Annotated in this window: 24 protein-coding genes and 2 tRNA genes; 16 read left to right on the top strand and 10 right to left on the bottom strand. The window is 65.1% G+C overall.

Annotation, left to right across the window (positions count from 1 at the left end):
- Nucleotides 1-68 precede the first annotated feature (68 nt).
- A complete protein-coding gene (locus ACT2FV_RS24455; protein WP_059603302.1) occupies nt 69-785 on the top strand; it encodes a FadR/GntR family transcriptional regulator in 717 nt (238 codons plus the stop codon).
- Nucleotides 786-886: 101 nt separating this feature from the next.
- Complete coding sequence (locus ACT2FV_RS24460) at nt 887-1,873, top strand: Gfo/Idh/MocA family protein (protein ID WP_444504972.1); 987 nt, start codon at nt 887-889, stop codon at nt 1,871-1,873.
- A 64-nt stretch (nt 1,874-1,937) separates the two neighbouring features.
- On the opposite strand, the gene ACT2FV_RS24465 is transcribed toward ACT2FV_RS24460, so the two are convergent.
- The 7 genes from ACT2FV_RS24465 to ACT2FV_RS24495 all read right to left on the bottom strand — a co-directional run bounded on the left by ACT2FV_RS24465 (nt 1,938) and on the right by ACT2FV_RS24495 (nt 7,301).
- Nucleotides 1,938-2,630 (bottom strand): amino acid ABC transporter permease, encoded by a 693-nt coding sequence (locus tag ACT2FV_RS24465; RefSeq protein ID WP_444504973.1) that lies wholly within the window; start codon nt 2,628-2,630, stop codon nt 1,938-1,940.
- Nucleotides 2,631-2,752: 122 nt separating this feature from the next.
- On the bottom strand, nt 2,753-3,547 hold the full coding sequence (locus ACT2FV_RS24470) for a cystine ABC transporter substrate-binding protein (RefSeq protein WP_059603294.1): 795 nt from the start codon (nt 3,545-3,547) through the stop codon (nt 2,753-2,755).
- A 102-nt stretch (nt 3,548-3,649) separates the two neighbouring features.
- Nucleotides 3,650-4,687 (bottom strand): quinone-dependent dihydroorotate dehydrogenase, encoded by a 1,038-nt coding sequence (locus tag ACT2FV_RS24475; protein WP_059603292.1) that lies wholly within the window; start codon nt 4,685-4,687, stop codon nt 3,650-3,652.
- A 179-nt stretch (nt 4,688-4,866) separates the two neighbouring features.
- The gene (locus ACT2FV_RS24480; RefSeq protein WP_444504974.1) at nt 4,867-5,697 is read right to left on the bottom strand and encodes an arginyltransferase; all 831 of its coding nucleotides are present in this window, start codon (nt 5,695-5,697) and stop codon (nt 4,867-4,869) included.
- 33 nt (nt 5,698-5,730) lie between these two features.
- Nucleotides 5,731-6,495, bottom strand: coding sequence for a leucyl/phenylalanyl-tRNA--protein transferase (gene aat, locus ACT2FV_RS24485; RefSeq protein ID WP_059532910.1), 765 nt, complete (start codon nt 6,493-6,495; stop codon nt 5,731-5,733).
- A gap of 11 nt (nt 6,496-6,506) precedes the next feature.
- The gene (locus tag ACT2FV_RS24490) at nt 6,507-7,052 is read right to left on the bottom strand and encodes an NUDIX hydrolase (RefSeq protein WP_059603283.1); all 546 of its coding nucleotides are present in this window, start codon (nt 7,050-7,052) and stop codon (nt 6,507-6,509) included.
- A 172-nt stretch (nt 7,053-7,224) separates the two neighbouring features.
- Nucleotides 7,225-7,301: transfer RNA gene (locus ACT2FV_RS24495), tRNA-Met, on the bottom strand.
- Between the two features lie 216 nt (nt 7,302-7,517).
- On the opposite strand from ACT2FV_RS24495, the gene ACT2FV_RS24500 reads away from it, so the two are divergent.
- From ACT2FV_RS24500 to ACT2FV_RS24510, 3 genes are read left to right on the top strand one after another with little or no spacing between them, the layout of a single operon-like run.
- On the top strand, nt 7,518-8,015 hold the full coding sequence (locus tag ACT2FV_RS24500) for a heme-degrading domain-containing protein (RefSeq protein WP_124629673.1): 498 nt from the start codon (nt 7,518-7,520) through the stop codon (nt 8,013-8,015).
- A gap of 3 nt (nt 8,016-8,018) precedes the next feature.
- Nucleotides 8,019-8,357 carry a DMT family transporter gene (locus ACT2FV_RS24505; protein ID WP_034186989.1) on the top strand — a complete coding sequence of 113 codons (339 nt, stop codon included), beginning with the start codon at nt 8,019-8,021 and terminating at the stop codon, nt 8,355-8,357.
- Between the two features lie 31 nt (nt 8,358-8,388).
- Nucleotides 8,389-9,537 (top strand): enoyl-CoA hydratase/isomerase family protein, encoded by a 1,149-nt coding sequence (locus ACT2FV_RS24510; protein WP_444504975.1) that lies wholly within the window; start codon nt 8,389-8,391, stop codon nt 9,535-9,537.
- Between the two features lie 124 nt (nt 9,538-9,661).
- On the opposite strand, the gene ACT2FV_RS24515 is transcribed toward ACT2FV_RS24510, so the two are convergent.
- Nucleotides 9,662-10,090 (bottom strand): hypothetical protein, encoded by a 429-nt coding sequence (locus ACT2FV_RS24515; RefSeq protein WP_124629676.1) that lies wholly within the window; start codon nt 10,088-10,090, stop codon nt 9,662-9,664.
- A gap of 341 nt (nt 10,091-10,431) precedes the next feature.
- Between ACT2FV_RS24515 and ssuD the strand changes: the two genes are divergently transcribed.
- The 8 genes from ssuD (at nt 10,432) to ACT2FV_RS24555 (ending at nt 15,544) form a co-directional block, all read left to right on the top strand.
- Entirely contained in the window at nt 10,432-11,589 is a 1,158-nt protein-coding gene (gene ssuD, locus ACT2FV_RS24520; protein ID WP_151048582.1) for an FMNH2-dependent alkanesulfonate monooxygenase, read from the top strand.
- Nucleotides 11,590-11,605: 16 nt separating this feature from the next.
- The gene (gene ssuC, locus ACT2FV_RS24525) at nt 11,606-12,418 is read left to right on the top strand and encodes an aliphatic sulfonate ABC transporter permease SsuC (protein WP_059603273.1); all 813 of its coding nucleotides are present in this window, start codon (nt 11,606-11,608) and stop codon (nt 12,416-12,418) included.
- A complete protein-coding gene (locus tag ACT2FV_RS24530; RefSeq protein WP_444504976.1) occupies nt 12,415-13,374 on the top strand; it encodes an ATP-binding cassette domain-containing protein in 960 nt (319 codons plus the stop codon). The genes ssuC and ACT2FV_RS24530 overlap by 4 nt, the downstream gene beginning before the upstream one ends.
- 58 nt (nt 13,375-13,432) lie before the next feature.
- The gene (locus tag ACT2FV_RS24535; RefSeq protein ID WP_006400187.1) at nt 13,433-13,648 is read left to right on the top strand and encodes a TOBE domain-containing protein; all 216 of its coding nucleotides are present in this window, start codon (nt 13,433-13,435) and stop codon (nt 13,646-13,648) included.
- Nucleotides 13,649-13,788: 140 nt separating this feature from the next.
- Nucleotides 13,789-13,986, top strand: a complete 198-nt coding sequence (locus ACT2FV_RS24540) for a hypothetical protein (RefSeq protein WP_174908059.1) — start codon at nt 13,789-13,791, stop codon at nt 13,984-13,986.
- Between the two features lie 55 nt (nt 13,987-14,041).
- Entirely contained in the window at nt 14,042-14,296 is a 255-nt protein-coding gene (locus ACT2FV_RS24545; RefSeq protein WP_059524526.1) for a hypothetical protein, read from the top strand.
- Nucleotides 14,297-14,422: 126 nt separating this feature from the next.
- On the top strand, nt 14,423-15,409 hold the full coding sequence (gene dusA / locus ACT2FV_RS24550) for a tRNA dihydrouridine(20/20a) synthase DusA (RefSeq protein ID WP_059603269.1): 987 nt from the start codon (nt 14,423-14,425) through the stop codon (nt 15,407-15,409).
- Nucleotides 15,410-15,468: 59 nt separating this feature from the next.
- Nucleotides 15,469-15,544: transfer RNA gene (locus ACT2FV_RS24555), tRNA-His, on the top strand.
- Here ACT2FV_RS24555 and ACT2FV_RS24560 read toward each other — a convergent pair.
- Nucleotides 15,533-16,363 carry a tyrosine-type recombinase/integrase gene (locus tag ACT2FV_RS24560; protein ID WP_444504977.1) on the bottom strand — a complete coding sequence of 277 codons (831 nt, stop codon included), beginning with the start codon at nt 16,361-16,363 and terminating at the stop codon, nt 15,533-15,535. The two genes, ACT2FV_RS24555 and ACT2FV_RS24560, sit on opposite strands and share 12 nt — an antisense overlap.
- A gap of 73 nt (nt 16,364-16,436) precedes the next feature.
- Between ACT2FV_RS24560 and ACT2FV_RS24565 the strand changes: the two genes are divergently transcribed.
- Complete coding sequence (locus ACT2FV_RS24565; protein ID WP_151048580.1) at nt 16,437-16,673, top strand: hypothetical protein; 237 nt, start codon at nt 16,437-16,439, stop codon at nt 16,671-16,673.
- Between the two features lie 53 nt (nt 16,674-16,726).
- On the opposite strand, the gene ACT2FV_RS24570 is transcribed toward ACT2FV_RS24565, so the two are convergent.
- Nucleotides 16,727-17,056, bottom strand: a complete 330-nt coding sequence (locus ACT2FV_RS24570; protein WP_239007075.1) for a hypothetical protein — start codon at nt 17,054-17,056, stop codon at nt 16,727-16,729.
- A 370-nt stretch (nt 17,057-17,426) separates the two neighbouring features.
- On the opposite strand from ACT2FV_RS24570, the gene ACT2FV_RS24575 reads away from it, so the two are divergent.
- Nucleotides 17,427-18,014, top strand: coding sequence for a hypothetical protein (locus tag ACT2FV_RS24575; protein ID WP_151048579.1), 588 nt, complete (start codon nt 17,427-17,429; stop codon nt 18,012-18,014).
- 237 nt (nt 18,015-18,251) lie between these two features.
- Nucleotides 18,252-18,551, top strand: a complete 300-nt coding sequence (locus ACT2FV_RS24580; protein WP_059603047.1) for an H-NS histone family protein — start codon at nt 18,252-18,254, stop codon at nt 18,549-18,551.
- The last annotated feature ends 21 nt before the right edge of the window (nt 18,552-18,572 follow it).

Consider the following 18,572-nt stretch of genomic DNA (forward strand, 5'->3'; position numbering starts at 1 on the left):
AACAGTAGTAACCAGGGCCGGCGGAACTGCGGAGCAGGTGTTCGCAAATCGACGCACGGGGAGGTGTCATGGAGCAGGGCAAAGACCGGTCACTGGTCGCCAAAGTGATGGATGGGCTTGTCTCGGGTATCGTCGAGGACAAGTACGGCGGCATCTTGCCGCCGCAGGACGTGCTGTCGAAAGAGTTCGACGTGAGCCGTACGGTGATGCGCGAAGCATTGTCGATGTTGCTTGCGCGCGACATGCTCGACGTGCGTCCGAAAGTCGGTACGCGCGTTCGACCGATGCGCGACTGGCGCATGATCGATGAAGACGTGGTGAGCTGGCGGTTCCGTGCAAAGCCGGATCCGCAGTTCATGCGCGACGTCATCGAATTCCGGATGCTGATCGAACCGCGCGCGACCGCGCAGGCGGCCGTTCGTGCGACGGCGGTCGACATCGCGGGCATTCGTGAGGCATTCGAAGCGTTCAAGGTGTTGCAGCCGGGCGACCCTGGATACGACACGGCGGACGAACTGCTGCACACGCGGATCGTTCAGGCGAGCGGCAACCAGTTTTTCCAGCAGATGGCGGCCATCGTGCGCGGCGCGGTTCGCCTGGTGAATCCGCGCGTTGCGCAGAAGGAGGGGGCGCACGACGTCGCGGTGAAGGCGCATGCGCGCGTCGTCGATGCGATCGAACGCCGCGACCCGCGCGAAGCCGAAGCGGCTTCGCTCGCGTTGATCGATTTCAGCGCCGACGAGATTTCGCGCGATTTCTCCGTCGACGTGCCCGTGCGCGCCTGAATCGACACGCGTCGCTTATCCGTGCGCCGGCGAGCCGTTTATCATGACGGCCGACCGGCAGCGTGCCGGCCACCGTCATACGACCGACACGGAAGATCCGGATGAACGACCTCGACAACCGCCCGGTGCGCTTCGGCATCGTCGGCGCAGGCAGCATCGCACGCCGATTCGCGCAAAGCCTCGCTCACGTGCCGGTTGCCACGCTCGCCGGCGTATGGGCACGCCGCGCCGACGCGGCAACCGCCTTTTGCGACAGCTGCGGCGGCGCGCCTGCCGCCAGCCTCGACGCGCTCCTCGCGAGCGACATCGACGCGATCTACATCGCGACACTCCACGACAGTCACGCGCACTACGCGCAAGCGGCGCTGGCCGCCGGCAAGGCCGTTCTGTGCGAAAAACCCGCGACGCTGAACGCGACGCAACTCGACGCCGTGCTGGATGCGGCACGCGTTGCCGGACGGCTCTTCATGGAAGCGATGAAGCCGCCGTTCTTTCCGCTGTATCGTCAGTTGCGCGCGCACCTGCACGACGACCCGATCGGCGAAATCCGGCTCGTGCGCGCGGGCTGCGCGTCGTCGTCGGTGCCGGGCGACCATTCCGTCTATCGACTCGACCGCGCCGGCGGCGCGCTGCTCGACATCGGGATCTACGAAGCGTTTCTCGCGGTCGACTGGCTTGGCGAGGCAGTCGACGTGCAGACGCTCGGCCGCATCGGCGCCACGGGCGTCGACGTGTTCGCGAGCCTGAACAGCCGTCACGCGAACGGCGGCATCGCACAGCTCTTTTGCGGGCTCGACGTGATGGGACGCGGTGACGCGCTGATCGCCGCGGCAGGCGGGCACGTGACGATTCACGAGAAGTGGTGGAACCCCGCGCGGGCGACGATTCGCTATGCGGATGGGCGCACGGTCGAACTCGATGCGCCGATCGATGGCGGTGGCCTGAACTACGAGACCGCGCATTTCTGCGACCTGCTGCGCGCCGGCGAACTCGAGAGCCCGATCATGACGCACGACCATTCGCGGCGAATGATTGCGATGACCGACGCGGCACGCGCGGCGCTCGGCGTGCGCTATTCGGGCGAGTAGGCGGGAAGGAAGGGAAGGCGGGAGCCGGGCGCGCAATCGCGGCCCGGCGGGAGGTGTTTCGTGATCAGTGCCGCGCGGGCAGCGACAGGCGCTTTTCGTACCAGCGCTGGACCCATTCGAGAATCTGGCACAGCACCCAGTAGACAGCGGCGGCGGCCAGGTACAGCGGCAGCGGCTGGTAGGTCGCCGCGATCACTTCCTGTGCGCTGCGCAGCAGTTCGGTCACGGTGATCACCGATACGAGCGACGTGTCCTTGATCAGGCTGATCAGGCTGTTCGACAGGCTCGGCACCGCGATGCGCAGTGCCTGCGGGCCGATCACGTAGCGCACCGTCTGCCCCCACGACAGCCCGAGGCTGTAGGACGCGAGCCACTGGCCGCGGTGAATGCCGTTGATCGCGCCGCGCATGCTTTCGGACATGTAGGCGGCGACGTTCGCAGACAGTGCGATCACGCCGGCCGGCGTCGGGTCGAGCGAGATGCCGAGGCTTGGCAGCCCGTAATAGATGACGAAGATCTGCACGAGCAGCGGCGTGCCGCGCATCAGGCTCACGTACGCGCGCGCGAGCCCCGCGAGCGCGTTGACCCAGATGCGTTCGAAGCCGTCGAGCGGCTCGCTTTGCCGGATGCCCATCATCGCGAGCACGACGGCGCCGAGCATGCCGAACACCATCGACAGCACGGCGAACTTGACGGTCAGCACGGCACCCTGGGCGAGCACCGGCAGCGATTGGACGAGCAGGGACGTTGTCGACATGGAATACGAAGCGAATGCGTGCGCGAAAGCGCAATCATAAACCGGACCGATAAAACAAAGGGCGGCATCGTTTCGGATGCCGCCCTTTCCGGCCCGCCGTCAGGCGGGAAACAGAGGCGTGCTTACTTGATCGGCTTCGTCACGTCGATGCCGAACCACTTGTCCGAGATCTTCGTGAACGTGCCGTCGGCTTCGAGTTGCGCCATCGCGTCGCCGATCGCCTTCTGGAACTTCGGGTTGCCCTTCTTGAACGGGATGCCCGACGGGTTCGCCGAGCCGACGTTCGCGCCCGGGCGCAGCGGCAGTTGCGAGTTCTTCGTCAGGTACGCGAGCATCAGGCGGTCGTTGAGCGCCGCATCGAGACGGCCGGCGGCGAGGTCGCGCAGGTACTCCGGCGCGCCCGGGTACGTCTTCACGTCGACGCCGGGCACCGACTTCGCCATGTCCATGTAGTTCGTGCCGAGCGCGACGCCGAGCTTCTTGCCCTTCAGGTCGTCGAGCGACTTGAACTGGCGCGTGTCGTCCTTGCGCTGGATCAGCTGAGCGGACGAGTACGTGTACGCGGGCGAGAAGTCGAGCGTTTCCTTGCGCTTGTCGGTGATGCCGACCTGATTGGCGATCACGTCGAACTTGCCGGCCTGCAGGCCCGCGATGATGCCGCTCCATTCGGTCGTGACGAACTCGGTCTTCACGCCGAGCTTCGCGGCGACGGCCTTCGCGATGTCGACGTCGAAGCCGACGAGTTCGCCTTGCGGATTCTTCGAGTTGAACGGCGGGAACGTACCTTCGAGGCCGACGCGCAGCGTGCCGCGTTGCTTCACCTCGTCGAGGAGGTCGGCCGCATGCGCGGTGGCGGCAGCGAACGACGTACCGATCAGGCCGGCGACCAGCAGCTTCTTCAGCAGCGAAATTTTCATCGTGTGGGCTTCCTTGCCCCAGCGGGGCGCTTGATTCTGAATGTGAGGCCGATCATAGCAAAAATGCAATCGGACTCTAAATATCGTTTGATTATGGCTATATTACGCGGCGCGTTCGTGCGCGATCGCCTTCACGCATTCGGCGACGAGCGCAGGGCCGCGATAGATGAAGCCCGTGTACAGCTGGACGAGCGACGCGCCGGCCGCGAGCTTCGCGCGTGCGTCCTCGCCCGAGAAGATGCCGCCGACGCCGATGATCGGCACCGCGCTGCCGACTTCGGCATGCAGCTTGCGGATCACTTCGTTCGATGCGTCGAACACCGGGCGGCCCGACAGGCCGCCGGCCTCGTCCGCGTGCGGCAGGCCCTGCACGGCTGCGCGCGACAGCGTCGTGTTGGTGGCGATGACCGCTTCGATCTTGTGGCGCAGCAGCGTATCGGCGATTTCCTTGACCTGCTCGTCGTCGAGATCGGGTGCAATCTTCAGCGCGAGCGGCACGAGCTTGCCGTGCAGGTCGGCGAGGCGCTGCTGCTTGTCCTTCAGCGCGGCGAGCAGCGCGTCGAGCTCGCCCGCGCCCTGCAGCTGGCGCAGGTTCTTCGTGTTCGGCGACGAAATGTTGATCGTCACGTAGCTCGCGAACGGATACACGCGCTCGAGGCAGTACAGGTAATCCTCTGCGGCGCGTTCGATCGGCGTATCGGCATTCTTGCCGATGTTCAGGCCGAGGATGCCGCGATAGCGGGCGGCCTGGACGTTCTTCACGAACTGGTCGACGCCGTGGTTGTTGAAGCCCATCCGGTTGATCAGCGCTTCGGCCTGCGGCAGGCGGAACATCCGCGGGCGCGGGTTGCCCGGCTGCGGGCGCGGCGTGACCGTGCCGACCTCGATGAAGCCGAAGCCGAGCGCCGCGAGGCCGTCGATGGCCGCGCCGTCCTTGTCGAGGCCGGCGGCGAGGCCGACCGGGTTGCGGAACGTGAGCCCCATCACCGTGCGCGGCGCATCGGGCACGCGGGCCGACAGCGCGCAGGCGAGGCCGGTGCGGCCGGCCGCGCCGAGCGCGCGCAGCGTGAGGTGGTGAGCGTCTTCCGCATCCATCTTGAACAGGGATGCGCGGGCCAGCGGATAGAGGGAACTGAACACGGGAATTGGGCGGACGGCCGGAATGAATGACAACCCGCTATTTTACCGGGAGTTGTGCGGCAAGGGCGGGCTTCGCTTCGTGGCGGCCCGCGGCGACGGTCGCCGTGCCGCGCGTCAGCCGCTTCATGACCGGGACGGACGCGCGCCGCTCTCGTGCAACCACGCCGGTGTCGCTCACGTCAGCCCGACCCGGAATGTCCACCGGGCAGCGGCGCGCGGGCGAGTGCCGCGTCGACCGGCGGCAGGTCGACCCGATCCGGATCGAGCACTTTCCAGCGGCCGTCGAGCAACCCTTCGAGCGGATGGAAGTTTGCCTTGTAGGCCATCTTCGGGCTCTCGCGGATCCAGTATCCGAGATACACGTACGGCAGGCCGAGGCTTTTCGCCTGTTCGATCTGCCACAGGATGTTGTACGTGCCGTAGCTCGTGTGCTGGTCGTCCGGCTCGAAGAATGTATAGACCGACGACAGTCCGTCGCCGAGGATGTCGATCATGCTGACCATGCGCAGCTTGCCGGGCTCGCCGCCCGGCGCGTCGAGGTCGCGGAATTCGACGAGGCGCGAATTGATCCGGCTCTGCAGCAGGAATTGCTCGTACTGGTCGCGGCTGTCGCGATCCATGCCGCCGCCCGCGTGGCGCGCCGACTGGTAGCGCATGTAGAGCGCGTAGTGCTCCTCGTCGTAGTGCAGCGGCGAGACCGTCGCGACGAGCGCGCGGTGCCGCTTCCACATCCGGCGTTGCGTGCGCGACGGCTTGAACGCGCTGACCGGCACGCGCACCGGCACGCAGGCGCGGCAGCCGTCGCAGTATGGACGATAGGTGAACACGCCCGAGCGCCGGAAACCGGCCTTCACGAGCTCGGTATAAATGTCGGAATTGATCAGGTGGCTCGGCGTCGCGACTTGCGAGCGCGCGACGCGGCCGTCCAGATAGCTGCACGGATAGGGCGCCGTTGCATAGAATTGCAGCGCCGAAAGCGGTGAAAGCGGCAGCTCAGTCGGGTGAGTCATGGGCAGCTCTCGATGCAGGGAGGGAGTGCCGCGCTAGCGCTCGATCCCGGAGGGGGCGGCCGGTTCTGCGGGGCCCGTCAGTGCGGCGAGCGCGCGCTTGTCGAACTGCCACGGAATCGGCGGTTCGGCTACCGCGCGGCGCACGTGAGCGACAAAGGCTTTGCGTGCGATCTCGCGGCCGCCGAGCGACGCTAGATGCGACGTATTCTGCTGGCAGTCTATCATCTCCAGCCCCTGCTCGCGAAGATGGGCGACGAGCGTTGCCAGTGCGATCTTCGACGCATCGGTGGCATCCGCGTACATCGATTCGCCGAAAAACATCCGTCCGAACGCGACGCCGTAGAGGCCGCCGACGCGGCGCCCGTCATGCCACGTCTCGATGCTGTGCGCGTTGCCGGAACGATAGAGCGATGTATACGCGTCGATGATTTCGGCCGTGATCCAGGTGCCGCGCTGCCCGCGACGCGGCGCCTGCGCGCACGCGCGCATCACGCCCGGAAAGTCGTGGTCGACGCGCACTTCCCACGCGGGGTCGCGCAGCACGCGCCTGAGCGTCTTGCGCAGCGACGGGGACACCTTGAATTCGGCTGGCACGAGGACCATCCGCGGGTCGGGGCTCCACCACAGCACGGGTTGACCGTCCGAATACCACGGGAAGATGCCGCGCAGGTAGGCCTCGATCAGGCGCGACGGTAGCAGGTCGGCGCTCGCGGCGAGCAGCCCCGGCGCGCCGGTCGCCGGACCGAGCGCGCGTTCGATGGGCGGAAACGGATCGTCCGGGCCGAGCCAGGGGACCATGGGGCGCGGGCTCAGCCGTTGCGCAGCGAGCGGAAGATATCGCCGGTATGCACGCCGTAGTCGCCGGCGGCGCGATCGGCGAAGAAGAAGCGCAGCGTCTGGCTGACGGTCGGGAACGCGATTTCGTCCCACGGAATGTCGGCTTCGTCGAACAGCTTGACTTCGAGGCTTTCCTCGCCGGCCTCGTAAGCCGGATCGGTGAGCCGCGCCAGATAGAACAGGTGGACCTGGTGCACATGCGGCACGTTGAGGAGCGTGAACAGGTTCTGCACCTCGACGCGTGCGCCGGCTTCCTCGAGCGTTTCGCGCGCGGCGGCCTCGGCCGTCGTCTCGCCCATCTCCATGAAGCCCGCCGGCAGCGTCCAGAAACCGTAGCGCGGTTCGATCGCGCGGCGGCACAGCAGCACCTGTTCGCCCCAGACCGGCACCGTGCCGACCACGTTACGCGGATTCTGGTAATGGATCGTGCCGCAGTGATCGCAGACGAAGCGCTCACGGTTGTCGCCCTGAGGAATGCGCGCGATGACTTCGTGACCGCAGACGGAGCAGAATTTCATGTCGAGTGGGAGGGACGAGGTGATGCGAGTGTATCACCGGGGCGGGGCATTCTTGAACGCGAGCGCATGCGCGCGGCGTGCGGTGCGAAGCACAACGTGTGATGCGCGGAATCGGGCGCCGAAAAACAAAAAGCCCGGCATTGAGCCGGGCTTTTTGCATGAATCGGGACGTTGGTTGCGGGGGTAGGATTTGAACCTACGACCTTCGGGTTATGAGCCCGACGAGCTGCCAGACTGCTCCACCCCGCGTCCGTCGAAGAAATGAATTATATGGTCTATCCGGAACGCTTGCAAGCACTTTCTGACAATCGCGTTGCAATCGCCGGCGGGGCGCTTGCAGGGCCGGTACGGCAGGCGCGTGAGCTAGAATCGAGCGGTTTGCTTGTGTCGTTCATTCCTGCAGCGGGGTCGCGCGCGAATTGCGTCGGTGCCGTTGCAACACTTGACTACTGCATCGACGGATTCATGGACATCGCTCACGATCTGCAATCGATCGGCGCGCAGGAACAGGCGCTTGTGTTTCCCCATTTCGACCCGGCTCGCGCCTGGGCGCTCGGCAACCGGATGCATGCGCTCGCGACGTCGCGCGGTCATGCAATCGCGATCGACATCGTCACGTTCGGCCAGCCGCTGTTTTATGCGGCGCTCGCCGGTGCGACCCCCGACAACGCCGACTGGGTGCGCCGCAAGCGCAACGTCGTCGCGCATTTCCGCCGCAGCTCGTATGCGATCGGCCTGCGCATGCAGCAGGCCGGCGTCACGCTCGCCGAGAAGCACGGACTGCCGATCTCGGAATATTCGCCGCACGGCGGCGCGTTTCCGCTGACTGTCGCGGGGGCCGGCGTGATCGGCTCGATCACCGCATCGGGGCTGCCGCAGCGCGCGGATCACGAGTTCGTCGTCGAAGCGCTGTGCGCCGAGCTTGGGCAGGACTACGCCGTGCTGGCACTTGCAAGGAGCTGAGCGATGCAGCTTCCGGGTTACGCATGGCTCGCGATCGCGATCGTCGCGGAAGTGGTCGGCACGTCCGCGCTGCGCGCGGCGGACGGTTTCACGCGCTTCTGGCCGTCGGCGCTCGTCGTGGCCGGTTACGGCATCGCGTTCTACTGTCTGTCCCTCACGTTGCGCACGATGCCCGTCGGCATCATCTATGCCGTGTGGTCGGGTGCCGGCATTGTGCTGATCACGCTCGTCGCGATGCTGCTCTATCGCCAGGTGCCGGACCTGCCGGCCGTGATCGGCCTCGGGCTGATCATCTCGGGCGTCGTGGTGCTGAACCTGTTCTCGAAGATGCAGGCGCACTGAGCGTGCGCCCGCGATACGCCGGATGACACACATGACCGATTCCACTTCCGCTTCCGCGGAATCCGCCCAGCCCGATGTCCGCGCGTATGTCGCGAACCGCATCGGCTATCTCGAACTGAACCGGCCGAAGGCGCTGAATGCGCTGTCGGTCGGGATGATCCGGCTGATGCAGCAGGCACTCGACGCGTGGCGCGACGACGCCGACGTGGTCGCCGTCGTCGTGCACAGCCCGCATCCTCGCGCGTTCTGCGCGGGCGGCGACGTGCGTTTCTTCCACGACGCCTGGCAGCGTGGCGACCGCGATGCGGTCGATACGTTCTTCATCGAGGAATACACGCTCAACCATACGATCTTCACCTATCCGAAACCGTACATCGCGTTGATGCACGGCGTCGTGATGGGCGGCGGCATGGGCATTTCGCAGGCGGCACGGCATACGGGCGGCCTGCGTGTGGTCACCGACTCGACGAAGATGGCGATGCCCGAAACGCGCATCGGCCTGTTCCCCGATGTCGGGATGAGCTGGTTCCTCGCGCGCACGCCGGGCGCGATCGGCGCCTATCTCGCGGTGACCGGCGCGACGCTCGACGCGGCCGGCGCACTGTATGCGCAGCTTGCCGACGCATACCTGCCCGACGCCGCGCTGCCGGCGCTGTTCGATACGCTGCGCAGCGCGCGCATCGACAGCGGCGCGCAGGCGGTCGCGTGCGTGGCCGACGCGGCCGCATCGCACAAGGTCGTGCCGACGCCCGACACGTCGGCGCTGGCCGACGCGCACGCCAGGATCGACCGGCATTTCGCGCAAGCCGATATCGGTGCGATCCTCGCATCGCTCGACGCCGAGCAGGATTGCGCTGCGGTCGACGGATGGGTCGGAAAGGCGACCGATGCGATGCGCAGCCAGCTGTCGCCGCTGTCGATGGCCGTATCGCTCGAAGTCGTCGAACGGGCGCGCGGGGCGACGATGGCCGATTGCCTGCGGCGCGACCTCGACCTCACGCGTTCGACGTTCGCGCACGGCGACGTGATCGAAGGCGTGCGCGCGCTGATCGTCGACAAGGACCATCAGCCGGCCTGGCGTTTCAAGTCGATCGCCGATATCGACCGCACCGACGTCCTCGCGATGTTCGACAGCCCGTGGACGCCCGACACGCATCCGCTGCGCAACCTGAAGGACTGACGCACCGCGGTATCGACGCGGAAAGCAAAAAGGCCGCCTGCATCGTGTGCAGGCGGCCTTTTCATTTGGGGATGCCGACCCGGCCTGGCGGCAGTGGGCCGGGGGCCTTGCCGCAAGACGTGCGTTATTCGTCGCCGGCGTCGTCCGACATGAACGCGCGCATGAACACGAGCGCGCCGAAGCCCCAGACCGCGTTCGCTGCGAAACCGGCGGCGAGCACCGGCATCATGTTGCCCGACGGCCAGATCCCGCGCAGCGGATCGATCGCGAATACGCGGGCGGCCGTCAGCACGATGCCGCCGAACACCAGCGCGCCGATCCACGGCGCCTCACGATCCGGCGTCACGCGCAGCAGCCACGCCATCGGAATCGCGCAGCACGCGCTGATCAATGCGTTCGCAACAAATTCAGGAATGCCGAGCGGCGCGAAAGGTTGCGTGGAGAACCCGGTGGCGGCGATCAGGTCGGCCGTATGCAGGAGCGCGAGCGTCGCTTCGCGAAAGAAGAGGGCGGCCAGGAAGCCGGACAGGAACGGCAGGATGACTTTCTGCATCGGTGAGTGCATTGCACGCGCGGCCGGCCGGGGCCGTCCGGGCGAAGTTATTCGGATAGGTGCGTCATTATAGGGCCCGGCCGACGCGATATTCGCTGGAGCGTCGTGCTAATCACGAAAGCGGAAAACCTAAGCTCAAAAAAATCGTTCCAAAGCCCTGCAGCGATCCATAGACTGATTTCCCAGAAACAGCCGTGCAATAGCGTACTCGCCCGCGGCACGGCCTGACCGGCGAGCCATCCCGATTCGAACGCACACCATGCATGCGTCGCTCATCCGCGACGCGAGCAGGGGCTCGTTTTATCCAGATTCCGGCAAGAACAGTCAAGCAGGAGCAGCAGATGAATGTTTTTTGGTTTATTCCCACACACGGCGACAGCCGTTATCTCGGCACCGCTGAAGGCGCGCGCGCCGCGGATTACGATTATTTCAAGCAGATCGCCGTCGCGGCCGACACGCTCGGCTATGAAGGCGTGCTGCTGCCGACTGGCCGTTCCTGCGAGGATGCGTGGGTCGTCGCGTCGAGCCTGATTCCGGCGACGCAGCGCCTGAAGTTCCTGGTCGCCGTGCGTCCCGGCATCGCATCGCCCGGCCTGGCGGCGCGGATGGCCGCGACGTTCGACCGTCTGTCGGGCGGCCGCCTGCTGATCAACGTCGTAACGGGTGGCGATGCCGCCGAGCTCGAAGGCGACGGACTGTTCGCCGACCACGACACGCGCTACGAAATCACCGACGACTTCCTGAACATCTGGCGCGGGCTGCTGTCCGCATCGCACGACAACGGCGGGTTCGACTACATCGGCAAGCACCTTCAATCGAAGGGCGGCAAGGCGCTTTATCCGCCCGTGCAGCGCCCGCATCCGCCGTTGTGGTTCGGCGGATCGTCGCCGGCCGCGCACGCGATCGCCGCCGATCACATCGACACCTATCTGACCTGGGGCGAGCCGCCCGAGGCCGTCGCGAAGAAGATCGCCGATATTCGCGCCCGCGCCGAGGCGCGCGGCCGCAAGATCAGGTTCGGCATCCGCCTGCACGTGATCGTGCGCGAGACCGAGGACGAAGCCTGGCGCGATGCCGAGCGCCTGATCAGCCGTCTCGACGACGAGACGATCGCTCGCGCGCAGAAGGCATTCGCGAACATGGATTCGGAAGGCCAGCGCCGGATGGCCGCGCTGCACGGCGGCAAGCGCGGCGGCCGCGAGGCGCTCGAGGTGTATCCCAACCTGTGGGCCGGTGTCGGTCTCGTGCGCGGCGGCGCGGGTACCGCGCTCGTCGGCAACCCCGAGCAGGTCGCGCAACGCATGCGCGAATATGCGGATCTCGGCATCGAGACGTTCATCCTGTCCGGCTATCCGCACCTCGAGGAGTCGTACCGTTTCGCCGAGCTCGTGTTCCCGCTGATCAAGGGTAAGGATGCGGCGCGGCCGTCCGGTCCGCTGTCGGGTCCGTTCGGCGAGATCGTCGGCAACAACTACCTGCCGAAGGCGAGCCAGAGCTGAACGAAGGAGGCCTGAGATGACAACGAAGACGTCGACGACGCGCGCGGCCGTGGCCGCCCGCGCCTGGCGCGGCATCGCACCGTGGCTCGTGCCGCTCGTGCTGCTGGTCGCATGGGAGGTCGGCGCGCGCGTCGGCTGGCTGTCGACCCGCGTGCTGCCCGAGCCGGTGGCGGTCGTGCGTGCCGCGTGGTCGCTCGTGACATCGGGCGAGCTGTGGGCGAACGTGAAGGTCAGTACCTGGCGCGCGCTGTTCGGTTTCGCGATCGGCGGTGGCGTCGGCCTGGCGCTCGGGCTCGCGACCGGCCTGTCGAAAGCAGCGGAGGTCGCGCTCGATTCGACCATCCAGATGATCCGCAACATCCCCGCGCTCGCGATGATTCCGCTCGTGATCCTGTGGTTCGGCATCGACGAGAAGGCGAAGCTGTTTCTCGTCGCGCTCGGCGTGTTCTTTCCCGTCTACATCAACACATATCACGGGATCCGCTCGGTCGACGCGAACCTGATCGAGATGGCGAAGAGTTACGGCGTGCGCGGCTTCGCGCTGTATCGCGACGTGATCCTGCCCGGTGCATTGCCGTCGATTCTCGTCGGCGTGCGCTTCGCGCTCGGGCTGATGTGGGTGATGCTGATCGTCGCGGAAACGATCTCCGCGCAGTCGGGCATCGGCTACATGACGATGAACGCGCGGGAATTCCTGCAAACCGATGTGGTGGTGGTCGGCATCCTGCTGTATGCGGTGCTTGGCAAGTTGGCCGACGTGCTCGCGAAATCGATCGAGCGCGTGACGCTGCGCTGGCACCCCGCTTATCAATCTGGAGCAAAGGCATGAATGCGACGACTTCGGCGGTCTCCTACGGCCCGCTCGCCGGTGCAGACCTTGAGGCCGAGCTGGCGCACGCACGCGTGACGGACGACGACGCACGCAATGCGGCGATCGTCGACCGGAACGGCGGTGCATCCGTCGTTCCGCTTGCGCGGCGGCGGACGGGCGGCCCGGCACAGGACGACGCGGTGACGCTGTCGGGCGTCAGCAAGCGCTTCGGCGCGCGCACCGTGCTCGACAACGTCGAACTCGGTATCGCGCGCGGCAGCTTCGTCGCTATCGTCGGCCGCAGCGGCTGCGGGAAATCCACGCTGCTGCGTCTCGTCGCGGGGCTCGAGGAACCCAGCAGCGGCGCGCTCATGACGCGCGGCGACGGCGGTGGCGCGCTCGACACGCGGATCATGTACCAGGATGCACGGCTGCTGCCGTGGAAGACCGTGCTGCAGAACGTGATGCTGGGCCTCGGCCGCGGCGCACGCGATCAGGCGCGTGCGGTACTCGACGAAGTCGGTCTGATCGAGCGTGCGAACGACTGGCCTGCGCAGCTGTCCGGCGGCCAGCGGCAGCGCGTCGCGCTCGCCCGTGCACTCGTGCACCGGCCGCAATTGCTGTTGCTCGACGAGCCGCTCGGTGCGCTCGACGCGCTGACCCGCATCGAGATGCACGCGCTCATCGAACGGTTGTGGCGCGAGCATCGGTTCACCGCGCTGCTCGTCACGCACGACGTGCAGGAAGCCGTGGCGCTCGGCGACCGGATCCTGCTGATCGAGCAGGGACGTGTCGCGCTCGACCAGCCGGTGCCGCTCGACCGGCCGCGTGCGCGCGCGTCGGCCGCGTTCGCGGCGCTCGAGGACCGCGTGCTGCAGCGTGTGCTCGCGGGCGGGCCCGGCGGTGCCGGGCAGCACGTCGCGGCTGAAGCCGATCACGTACGGCCGGCCGGGCAGATTCGCTGGGCCGTTTAAATCCGGGCGGCACCGGCCGCCCGTTCTCAGACTTTTTATGTTCGGAGCGATCAACTCGATGAGCATCACTGCAATCAACGTGCGCAACCAGTTCAAAGGCAAGGTGAAGGAGATCATTCGCGGGCCCGTGGTCTCCGAGGTCGACGTCGAGACGCCGTTCGGCATCGTCACGTCGGTGATCACGACGCGCTCGGTCGACGAACTCGAACTGAAGGTGGGTGCGGAAGTCGTCGCGCTCGTGAAATCCACCGAAGTGTCGATCGCGCGACTCTGAGCGTGTTTCCGATGCCGGGCGCCGCGGACGGGCCATCTGGCCATCCGTCGCGCCTGGTATTTTGGTTGTGCGTTTGCCTCGGTATTCGCCGTCCGGACGAAGTGCTAGGATGGAACGACACCGACGCCGGAGGGCAACGCATGACCCCCATCCTTTCCCCCGAAGCCATCGAGGCGCTGAAGTGGGTCGACCAGTTCGGCGACACCCGTCCGGTCCCCGCCGCGTTCGACGATGTCGTCTATGCGTTGCTGAACGAAGGGCTGATCTATCAGGCGGCGGCCGACCGTGTCGACCTGACCGCCGACGGCAAGTCCGTTTTGTCTAACGAATACGATTGAGCGCACGGCGCCGGCCGCCGAGGCGGCCCGGCGTTGCGTCGCCACGGAGCGAGCGATGGAACCGAGAGGCAGCGATCTCGGCGATTTCAGCGAGCCGTACCGCGGCTACGAGATCGAAGTGAAGACCGAGCAGGTGTGGGACGGCGAGCATGCGCACTACCGCGTGCTGCAAGGCGCGGCCGTGCGGATCGACTGGCGGCTCGTGAAAGTCGACGGGATGCTGCTGACCGAACGGCGCGTGATCGAGCGCGTACTCGAAGAGGCGCGGCGGGCCGTCGACGCCGAACTGGGCGAGGGCGGGCCGGTCTAGTCAGGCTGCCGGGCCGGCCTGGTCGCGTTGCGGTAAAATATCGGGTTGTTTCCCGCGCCGCTTGCTGCCCCGAATTCCATGTCCGCATCGTCCTCGCTTCCCCCCCGCCGCGTTTCCGTCGCGCCCATGCTCGACTGGACCGACCGTCATTGCCGGTCGTTCCATCGCACGTTGACGCGCGACACGTGGCTGTATACGGAAATGATCACGACGGGCGCGCTGCTGTTCGGCGACGCCCAGCGGCATCTCGCGTTCACGCCGAACGAATCGCCGGTCGCGCTGCAGCTGGGCGGCAGCGAACGGGACGATCTCGCGCGCGCCGCGAAACTCGGCGAGCAGTGGGGCTATGACGAGATCAACCTGAATTGCGGTTGTCCGTCCGAGCGCGTGCAGCGCGGTGCGTTCGGCGCGTGTCTGATGAACGAGCCGCAACTCGTTGCCGATTGCGTGAAGGCGATGCGCGATGCGGTGTCGGTGCCGGTCACGGTCAAGCATCGGATCGGGGTCGACGCGGTCGAGGACTATGCGTTCGTGCGGGACTTCGTCGGCACGGTGGCTGAGGCGGGCTGCGAGACGTTCGTGGTGCACGCGCGCAATGCGATCCTGAAGGGGCTGTCGCCGAAGGAGAACCGCGAGATCCCGCCGCTCAAGTACGACTACGCCTATCAGCTGAAGCGCGATTTCCCGTCTCTGGAGATCGTGATCAATGGCGGGATCAAGACGCTCGACGAAGTCGCGCAGCATCTCGAACATGTGGACGGCGTGATGCTCGGCCGCGAGGCGTATCACAACCCGTATGTGCTCGCGGGCGTCGATGCGCGCTTCTATGGGTCGACTGCGGCGATGCCCACGCGCGAGGAGGCCGAGGCGAAACTGATCGAATACTGTGCGGCGGAACTGAAGCGCGGCACGTATCTCGGTGCGATCGTCCGGCACGCACTCGGGCTGTATCGCGGCGTCGCGGGCGCGCGCGGCTGGCGTCGCGTGCTGTCGGACAACAAGAAGCTCGCACGTGGCGATCTGGCCGTGTTCGACGAGGCACGCACGCATCTGAACGACGCTCTCGAAAATTTTGAAAAAAATGCTTTGCAAGACGGAAAAGTCTTCGTATAATCTTGTTCTTCGCTGCTGAACACGAAGCGAAACAGCGAAGAAACAAAGCAGTATCAGTGGTGGCTGTAGCTCAGTTGGTAGAGTCCAGGATTGTGATTCCTGTTGTCGTGGGTTCGAGTCCCATCAGCCACCCCAAAGAATTCCAAGCGGTATCCAGTAGTTAGAAACGGCACTGTCCAAAAAGACAGTGCCGTTTTTGTTTTGGAATTCCCTAATTGGGAATTCCATACCTCCCCGCTTCACCATCTTCGTTCGATCGTAGACGCGCGCCGTCGTTGCCGGATCCGCATGCGAATCCGGCAACTTGCAACGTTCCGCCTTGTGCCGAGTCACGTAATACGCGCGCAGGTCGTGGAACGTGAAGCGCCTCCCGATCTTCTTCAGTTCCAACGCATTGTTCATCAGCTTCGACCACTCGGTCTTGGAGCCGGCCGGCGAGTAGTGGGTCGCGTAGCGATTGGAGAACACGTACAGACAGTCGTCCTGCCGAGCGGCGCGCAGGCGCGCAACGAGTTCCGACAGGGTGGGCGTGATCTCGATGTGCTCGATGACTTCGCCGCGGTTCTTTCCGCGCTGCTTCGCCCGCTTCACTCGAATCACGCCTGCCGCCTCGTCAATATGCGGCCACGAAAGGTCGAGGAATTCCACTTTCCGATTGCCCGCGAGCGCCGCGTACTCTGCTGCCATGCCGATCACCGCCTTCTGGCTGCCGAGCGACGCGACCAAGGCGGCGAACGCCTGTAAGTCTTCCGGCTCGGGGGCCTCGGTGCGCGGCTGCTCTTCGTTGCGCCGAACCTCGCGGCAGGGGTTGTGCTTCGCCTCGCCGCGGTCGATCGCCAGGCCGATCAGGTTCGAAAGCAGCGCGACTTCGCGGTTGGCGCGCACCGGCGCAGCCGCGCGCTCGATGCGCAGGCAGCGCGAGACGTGAGTCGCATCGATGTCGGTGGTGGTCATGGTGTGGTCCTCAGGACGTCGGAAGGTTGTATTGCATTCGTGCTAGGCTCCCAGTCATATTGTGGAGGTTGTCATGCAGCGAACAATCCAGTACCGCGGCTTTGAAATTGATGTCCAACTGACCTCATCCGCTCCGGACATGTACGACGTCACCTTCCAGATAAAGGGTCACGATAATCTCGGTATCCTCGGTGCGCGTGGACATCGGATACAGATTCGAAACGGCCCATTTACCCGACGCTGGGCATACCTCGTGGCCGAGATCGCGGGTCAGGCGGCGATTGATGTATTGCTTGGTCCCTCCGAGTGATCTGCGTCCTCGGCCGTCAATTCGAGAGCTAGGCCCTTTCCTTGCCTAAGGTTCTAGGCCGGCGTGCCGTTATCTCCTGAGGACAGTCCTCGTGCCTCGATTGCTGTTCTGTTTTCTTGCCCGCTCGCGTTCAGCGTGAGCGGGCTATTTTCGTTTGGGGTGGTCATAGTGTGGTCCTCGGTGGTCAGGCCGCGACGTCGGGACACACACTGTTGCCGATCATGCGCACCTGCGCCGATTTCGACAGCGGCTCGCCCGCCGTTGACGACCGGGTCGAGCATGTAGCTGTCGGGGAGCCCCTGCGCGCGGGCCAACTCGCGCGGTGTGAGCATGCGCATGCCGATGTCGACGATCGCGTCGTCTTTGCCGTGGATCGTGATCAAGCCGATGCGATCGCGCGTCGGGAACGTGTGCAGCGGCGCGCGCGTCTTGCCACTGGCCGCCCTCGCTGTAGTACTTGATCAGGCGCGCGCGCACCTCGGCAGGATGCGTGCCGCCGGCGCTGACCGTGTGCAGCGGGTCGTCGACCGGCGCGCCTTCGCGGCTCGTGCCGCGCGACTTCACAAGGTTCGATGTCACCTGGTGATGATGGTCCTGCGTCGTGATCGTGTCGATCGACGCGTCGAGCGTCGAGCGTCGAGCCGGGCGATTCGTGTCCACCGTAGGAGTTGCATGAGCGCGACAAGGACGAGTACAAAAAGATGAAGGCCGGTCAGAGCAAAGGCCATCGATGGACCTATTCAGGTATTTGTTATGCCGATCACATTCTCCGAAACTAAGTGGTGGTTGTGTGCAGCGGCACTTTCGATTGCCGCAAGCGCGTTCGCAGAGACTGCAGCACCCAATTCGATCCGGCTATCGAATGGCCGTGAGATGCAACTAGACGGTAAGCACTTGGTTGAGGTCGATGCTGGACACCATCGCTCAGCGACGGTGCAATTGCCGCTCGCACTTCGTCGGGCCGTAGCTTCTGCGTCGAGTATCGGATTCCCATCGGCGAGCTCGAAGGTCGTCGACGGGAAGGAATTCGTATTGGTTGTTGTGAATCAGTCGTCCAGCAACAATCCGTTGGGCTTCTGCGGCTCAGGAGAGGAGGGTACCCTCTACGTCCTCCAAATGAAGGGAAATGTCGCCGCCTCGAAGTATGCGGTGCCCGTGCAAAGCTGTTTGAATAGCGTGTCGCTCGACACCGACGTGAACAATCGCTCACCGTACCTCGCGATCGAATGGCTAGACGGCTCCCCGGGTTTCAAGATTGCATGGACCAATATCGACGATGCTGGTCCCGCAACCCGTGAGTATCGCTACAACGGCAGTACATTCGTCGAAAGCAAGAAGTAGTTTTTGTCGAGACCGGCTTGCAAAAATTCTGCGACTTCGTCGGCAGTGGGCCGAGTAGCTCGGTCTGGTCGACGAGCGTACTTGCGATCAGGTGTCGTACCTCTGAAATTGAAGTTGTGCGATTTCCTGCGGGTAACCGAGGTTTCCATTGGAATCCGCACTTGCAGGATATCGATGTGCTCCTTCGCTTAAGCCAAAGCGTCTATCATATGCATAACACAACAATTGGAGGAATGCATGGCGACCTACAAGGAACTGAAAGCCCAAGCGGAGGCATTGGCCGAGAAAGCCGAGGCTGCGCGCCGGGCTGAGATGCAATCCACTATTGATGACATTCGTGCCAAGGTCGCGGAGTACGGCATCACCGAAAAGGACATCTTCGGAGTGCGTCGTGGCAAGTCGGCAAAGCAACCGAAGGCTCCGGCGGAGGCGAAATATCGCGATCCGAAGACTGGCGCGACCTGGTCGGGCCGCGGTCGTGCGCCGGCTTGGATTAAGGATGTCAAGAATCGGAATCGATTCCTGATCCAGGAGTAAATCGACTTTGGGGCTGTAAAC

The organism is Burkholderia sp. PR2 (assembly GCF_052372875.1).
In the GTDB taxonomy this organism is placed as follows: domain Bacteria; phylum Pseudomonadota; class Gammaproteobacteria; order Burkholderiales; family Burkholderiaceae; genus Burkholderia; species Burkholderia diffusa.

What these genes read in the sequence shown, in the direction of transcription:
- ACT2FV_RS24455 (WP_059603302.1), top strand. Translation starts at nt 69, where the DNA reads ATGGAGCAGGGCAAAGACCGGTCACTGGTCGCCAAAGTGATGGATGGG.
- ACT2FV_RS24460 (WP_444504972.1), top strand. Translation starts at nt 887, where the DNA reads ATGAACGACCTCGACAACCGCCCGGTGCGCTTCGGCATCGTCGGCGCA.
- ACT2FV_RS24465 (WP_444504973.1), bottom strand. Translation starts at nt 2,630, where the DNA reads ATGTCGACAACGTCCCTGCTCGTCCAATCGCTGCCGGTGCTCGCCCAG.
- ACT2FV_RS24470 (WP_059603294.1), bottom strand. Translation starts at nt 3,547, where the DNA reads ATGAAAATTTCGCTGCTGAAGAAGCTGCTGGTCGCCGGCCTGATCGGT.
- ACT2FV_RS24480 (WP_444504974.1), bottom strand. Translation starts at nt 5,697, where the DNA reads ATGACTCACCCGACTGAGCTGCCGCTTTCACCGCTTTCGGCGCTGCAA.
- aat (WP_059532910.1), bottom strand. Translation starts at nt 6,495, where the DNA reads ATGGTCCCCTGGCTCGGCCCGGACGATCCGTTTCCGCCCATCGAACGC.
- ACT2FV_RS24490 (WP_059603283.1), bottom strand. Translation starts at nt 7,052, where the DNA reads ATGAAATTCTGCTCCGTCTGCGGTCACGAAGTCATCGCGCGCATTCCT.
- ACT2FV_RS24500 (WP_124629673.1), top strand. Translation starts at nt 7,518, where the DNA reads ATGGACATCGCTCACGATCTGCAATCGATCGGCGCGCAGGAACAGGCG.
- ACT2FV_RS24505 (WP_034186989.1), top strand. Translation starts at nt 8,019, where the DNA reads ATGCAGCTTCCGGGTTACGCATGGCTCGCGATCGCGATCGTCGCGGAA.
- ACT2FV_RS24510 (WP_444504975.1), top strand. Translation starts at nt 8,389, where the DNA reads ATGACCGATTCCACTTCCGCTTCCGCGGAATCCGCCCAGCCCGATGTC.
- ACT2FV_RS24515 (WP_124629676.1), bottom strand. Translation starts at nt 10,090, where the DNA reads ATGCAGAAAGTCATCCTGCCGTTCCTGTCCGGCTTCCTGGCCGCCCTC.
- ssuD (WP_151048582.1), top strand. Translation starts at nt 10,432, where the DNA reads ATGAATGTTTTTTGGTTTATTCCCACACACGGCGACAGCCGTTATCTC.
- ssuC (WP_059603273.1), top strand. Translation starts at nt 11,606, where the DNA reads ATGACAACGAAGACGTCGACGACGCGCGCGGCCGTGGCCGCCCGCGCC.
- ACT2FV_RS24530 (WP_444504976.1), top strand. Translation starts at nt 12,415, where the DNA reads ATGAATGCGACGACTTCGGCGGTCTCCTACGGCCCGCTCGCCGGTGCA.
- ACT2FV_RS24535 (WP_006400187.1), top strand. Translation starts at nt 13,433, where the DNA reads ATGAGCATCACTGCAATCAACGTGCGCAACCAGTTCAAAGGCAAGGTG.
- ACT2FV_RS24540 (WP_174908059.1), top strand. Translation starts at nt 13,789, where the DNA reads ATGACCCCCATCCTTTCCCCCGAAGCCATCGAGGCGCTGAAGTGGGTC.
- ACT2FV_RS24545 (WP_059524526.1), top strand. Translation starts at nt 14,042, where the DNA reads ATGGAACCGAGAGGCAGCGATCTCGGCGATTTCAGCGAGCCGTACCGC.
- dusA (WP_059603269.1), top strand. Translation starts at nt 14,423, where the DNA reads ATGCTCGACTGGACCGACCGTCATTGCCGGTCGTTCCATCGCACGTTG.
- ACT2FV_RS24560 (WP_444504977.1), bottom strand. Translation starts at nt 16,363, where the DNA reads ATGACCACCACCGACATCGATGCGACTCACGTCTCGCGCTGCCTGCGC.
- ACT2FV_RS24565 (WP_151048580.1), top strand. Translation starts at nt 16,437, where the DNA reads ATGCAGCGAACAATCCAGTACCGCGGCTTTGAAATTGATGTCCAACTG.
- ACT2FV_RS24575 (WP_151048579.1), top strand. Translation starts at nt 17,427, where the DNA reads ATGCCGATCACATTCTCCGAAACTAAGTGGTGGTTGTGTGCAGCGGCA.
- ACT2FV_RS24580 (WP_059603047.1), top strand. Translation starts at nt 18,252, where the DNA reads ATGGCGACCTACAAGGAACTGAAAGCCCAAGCGGAGGCATTGGCCGAG.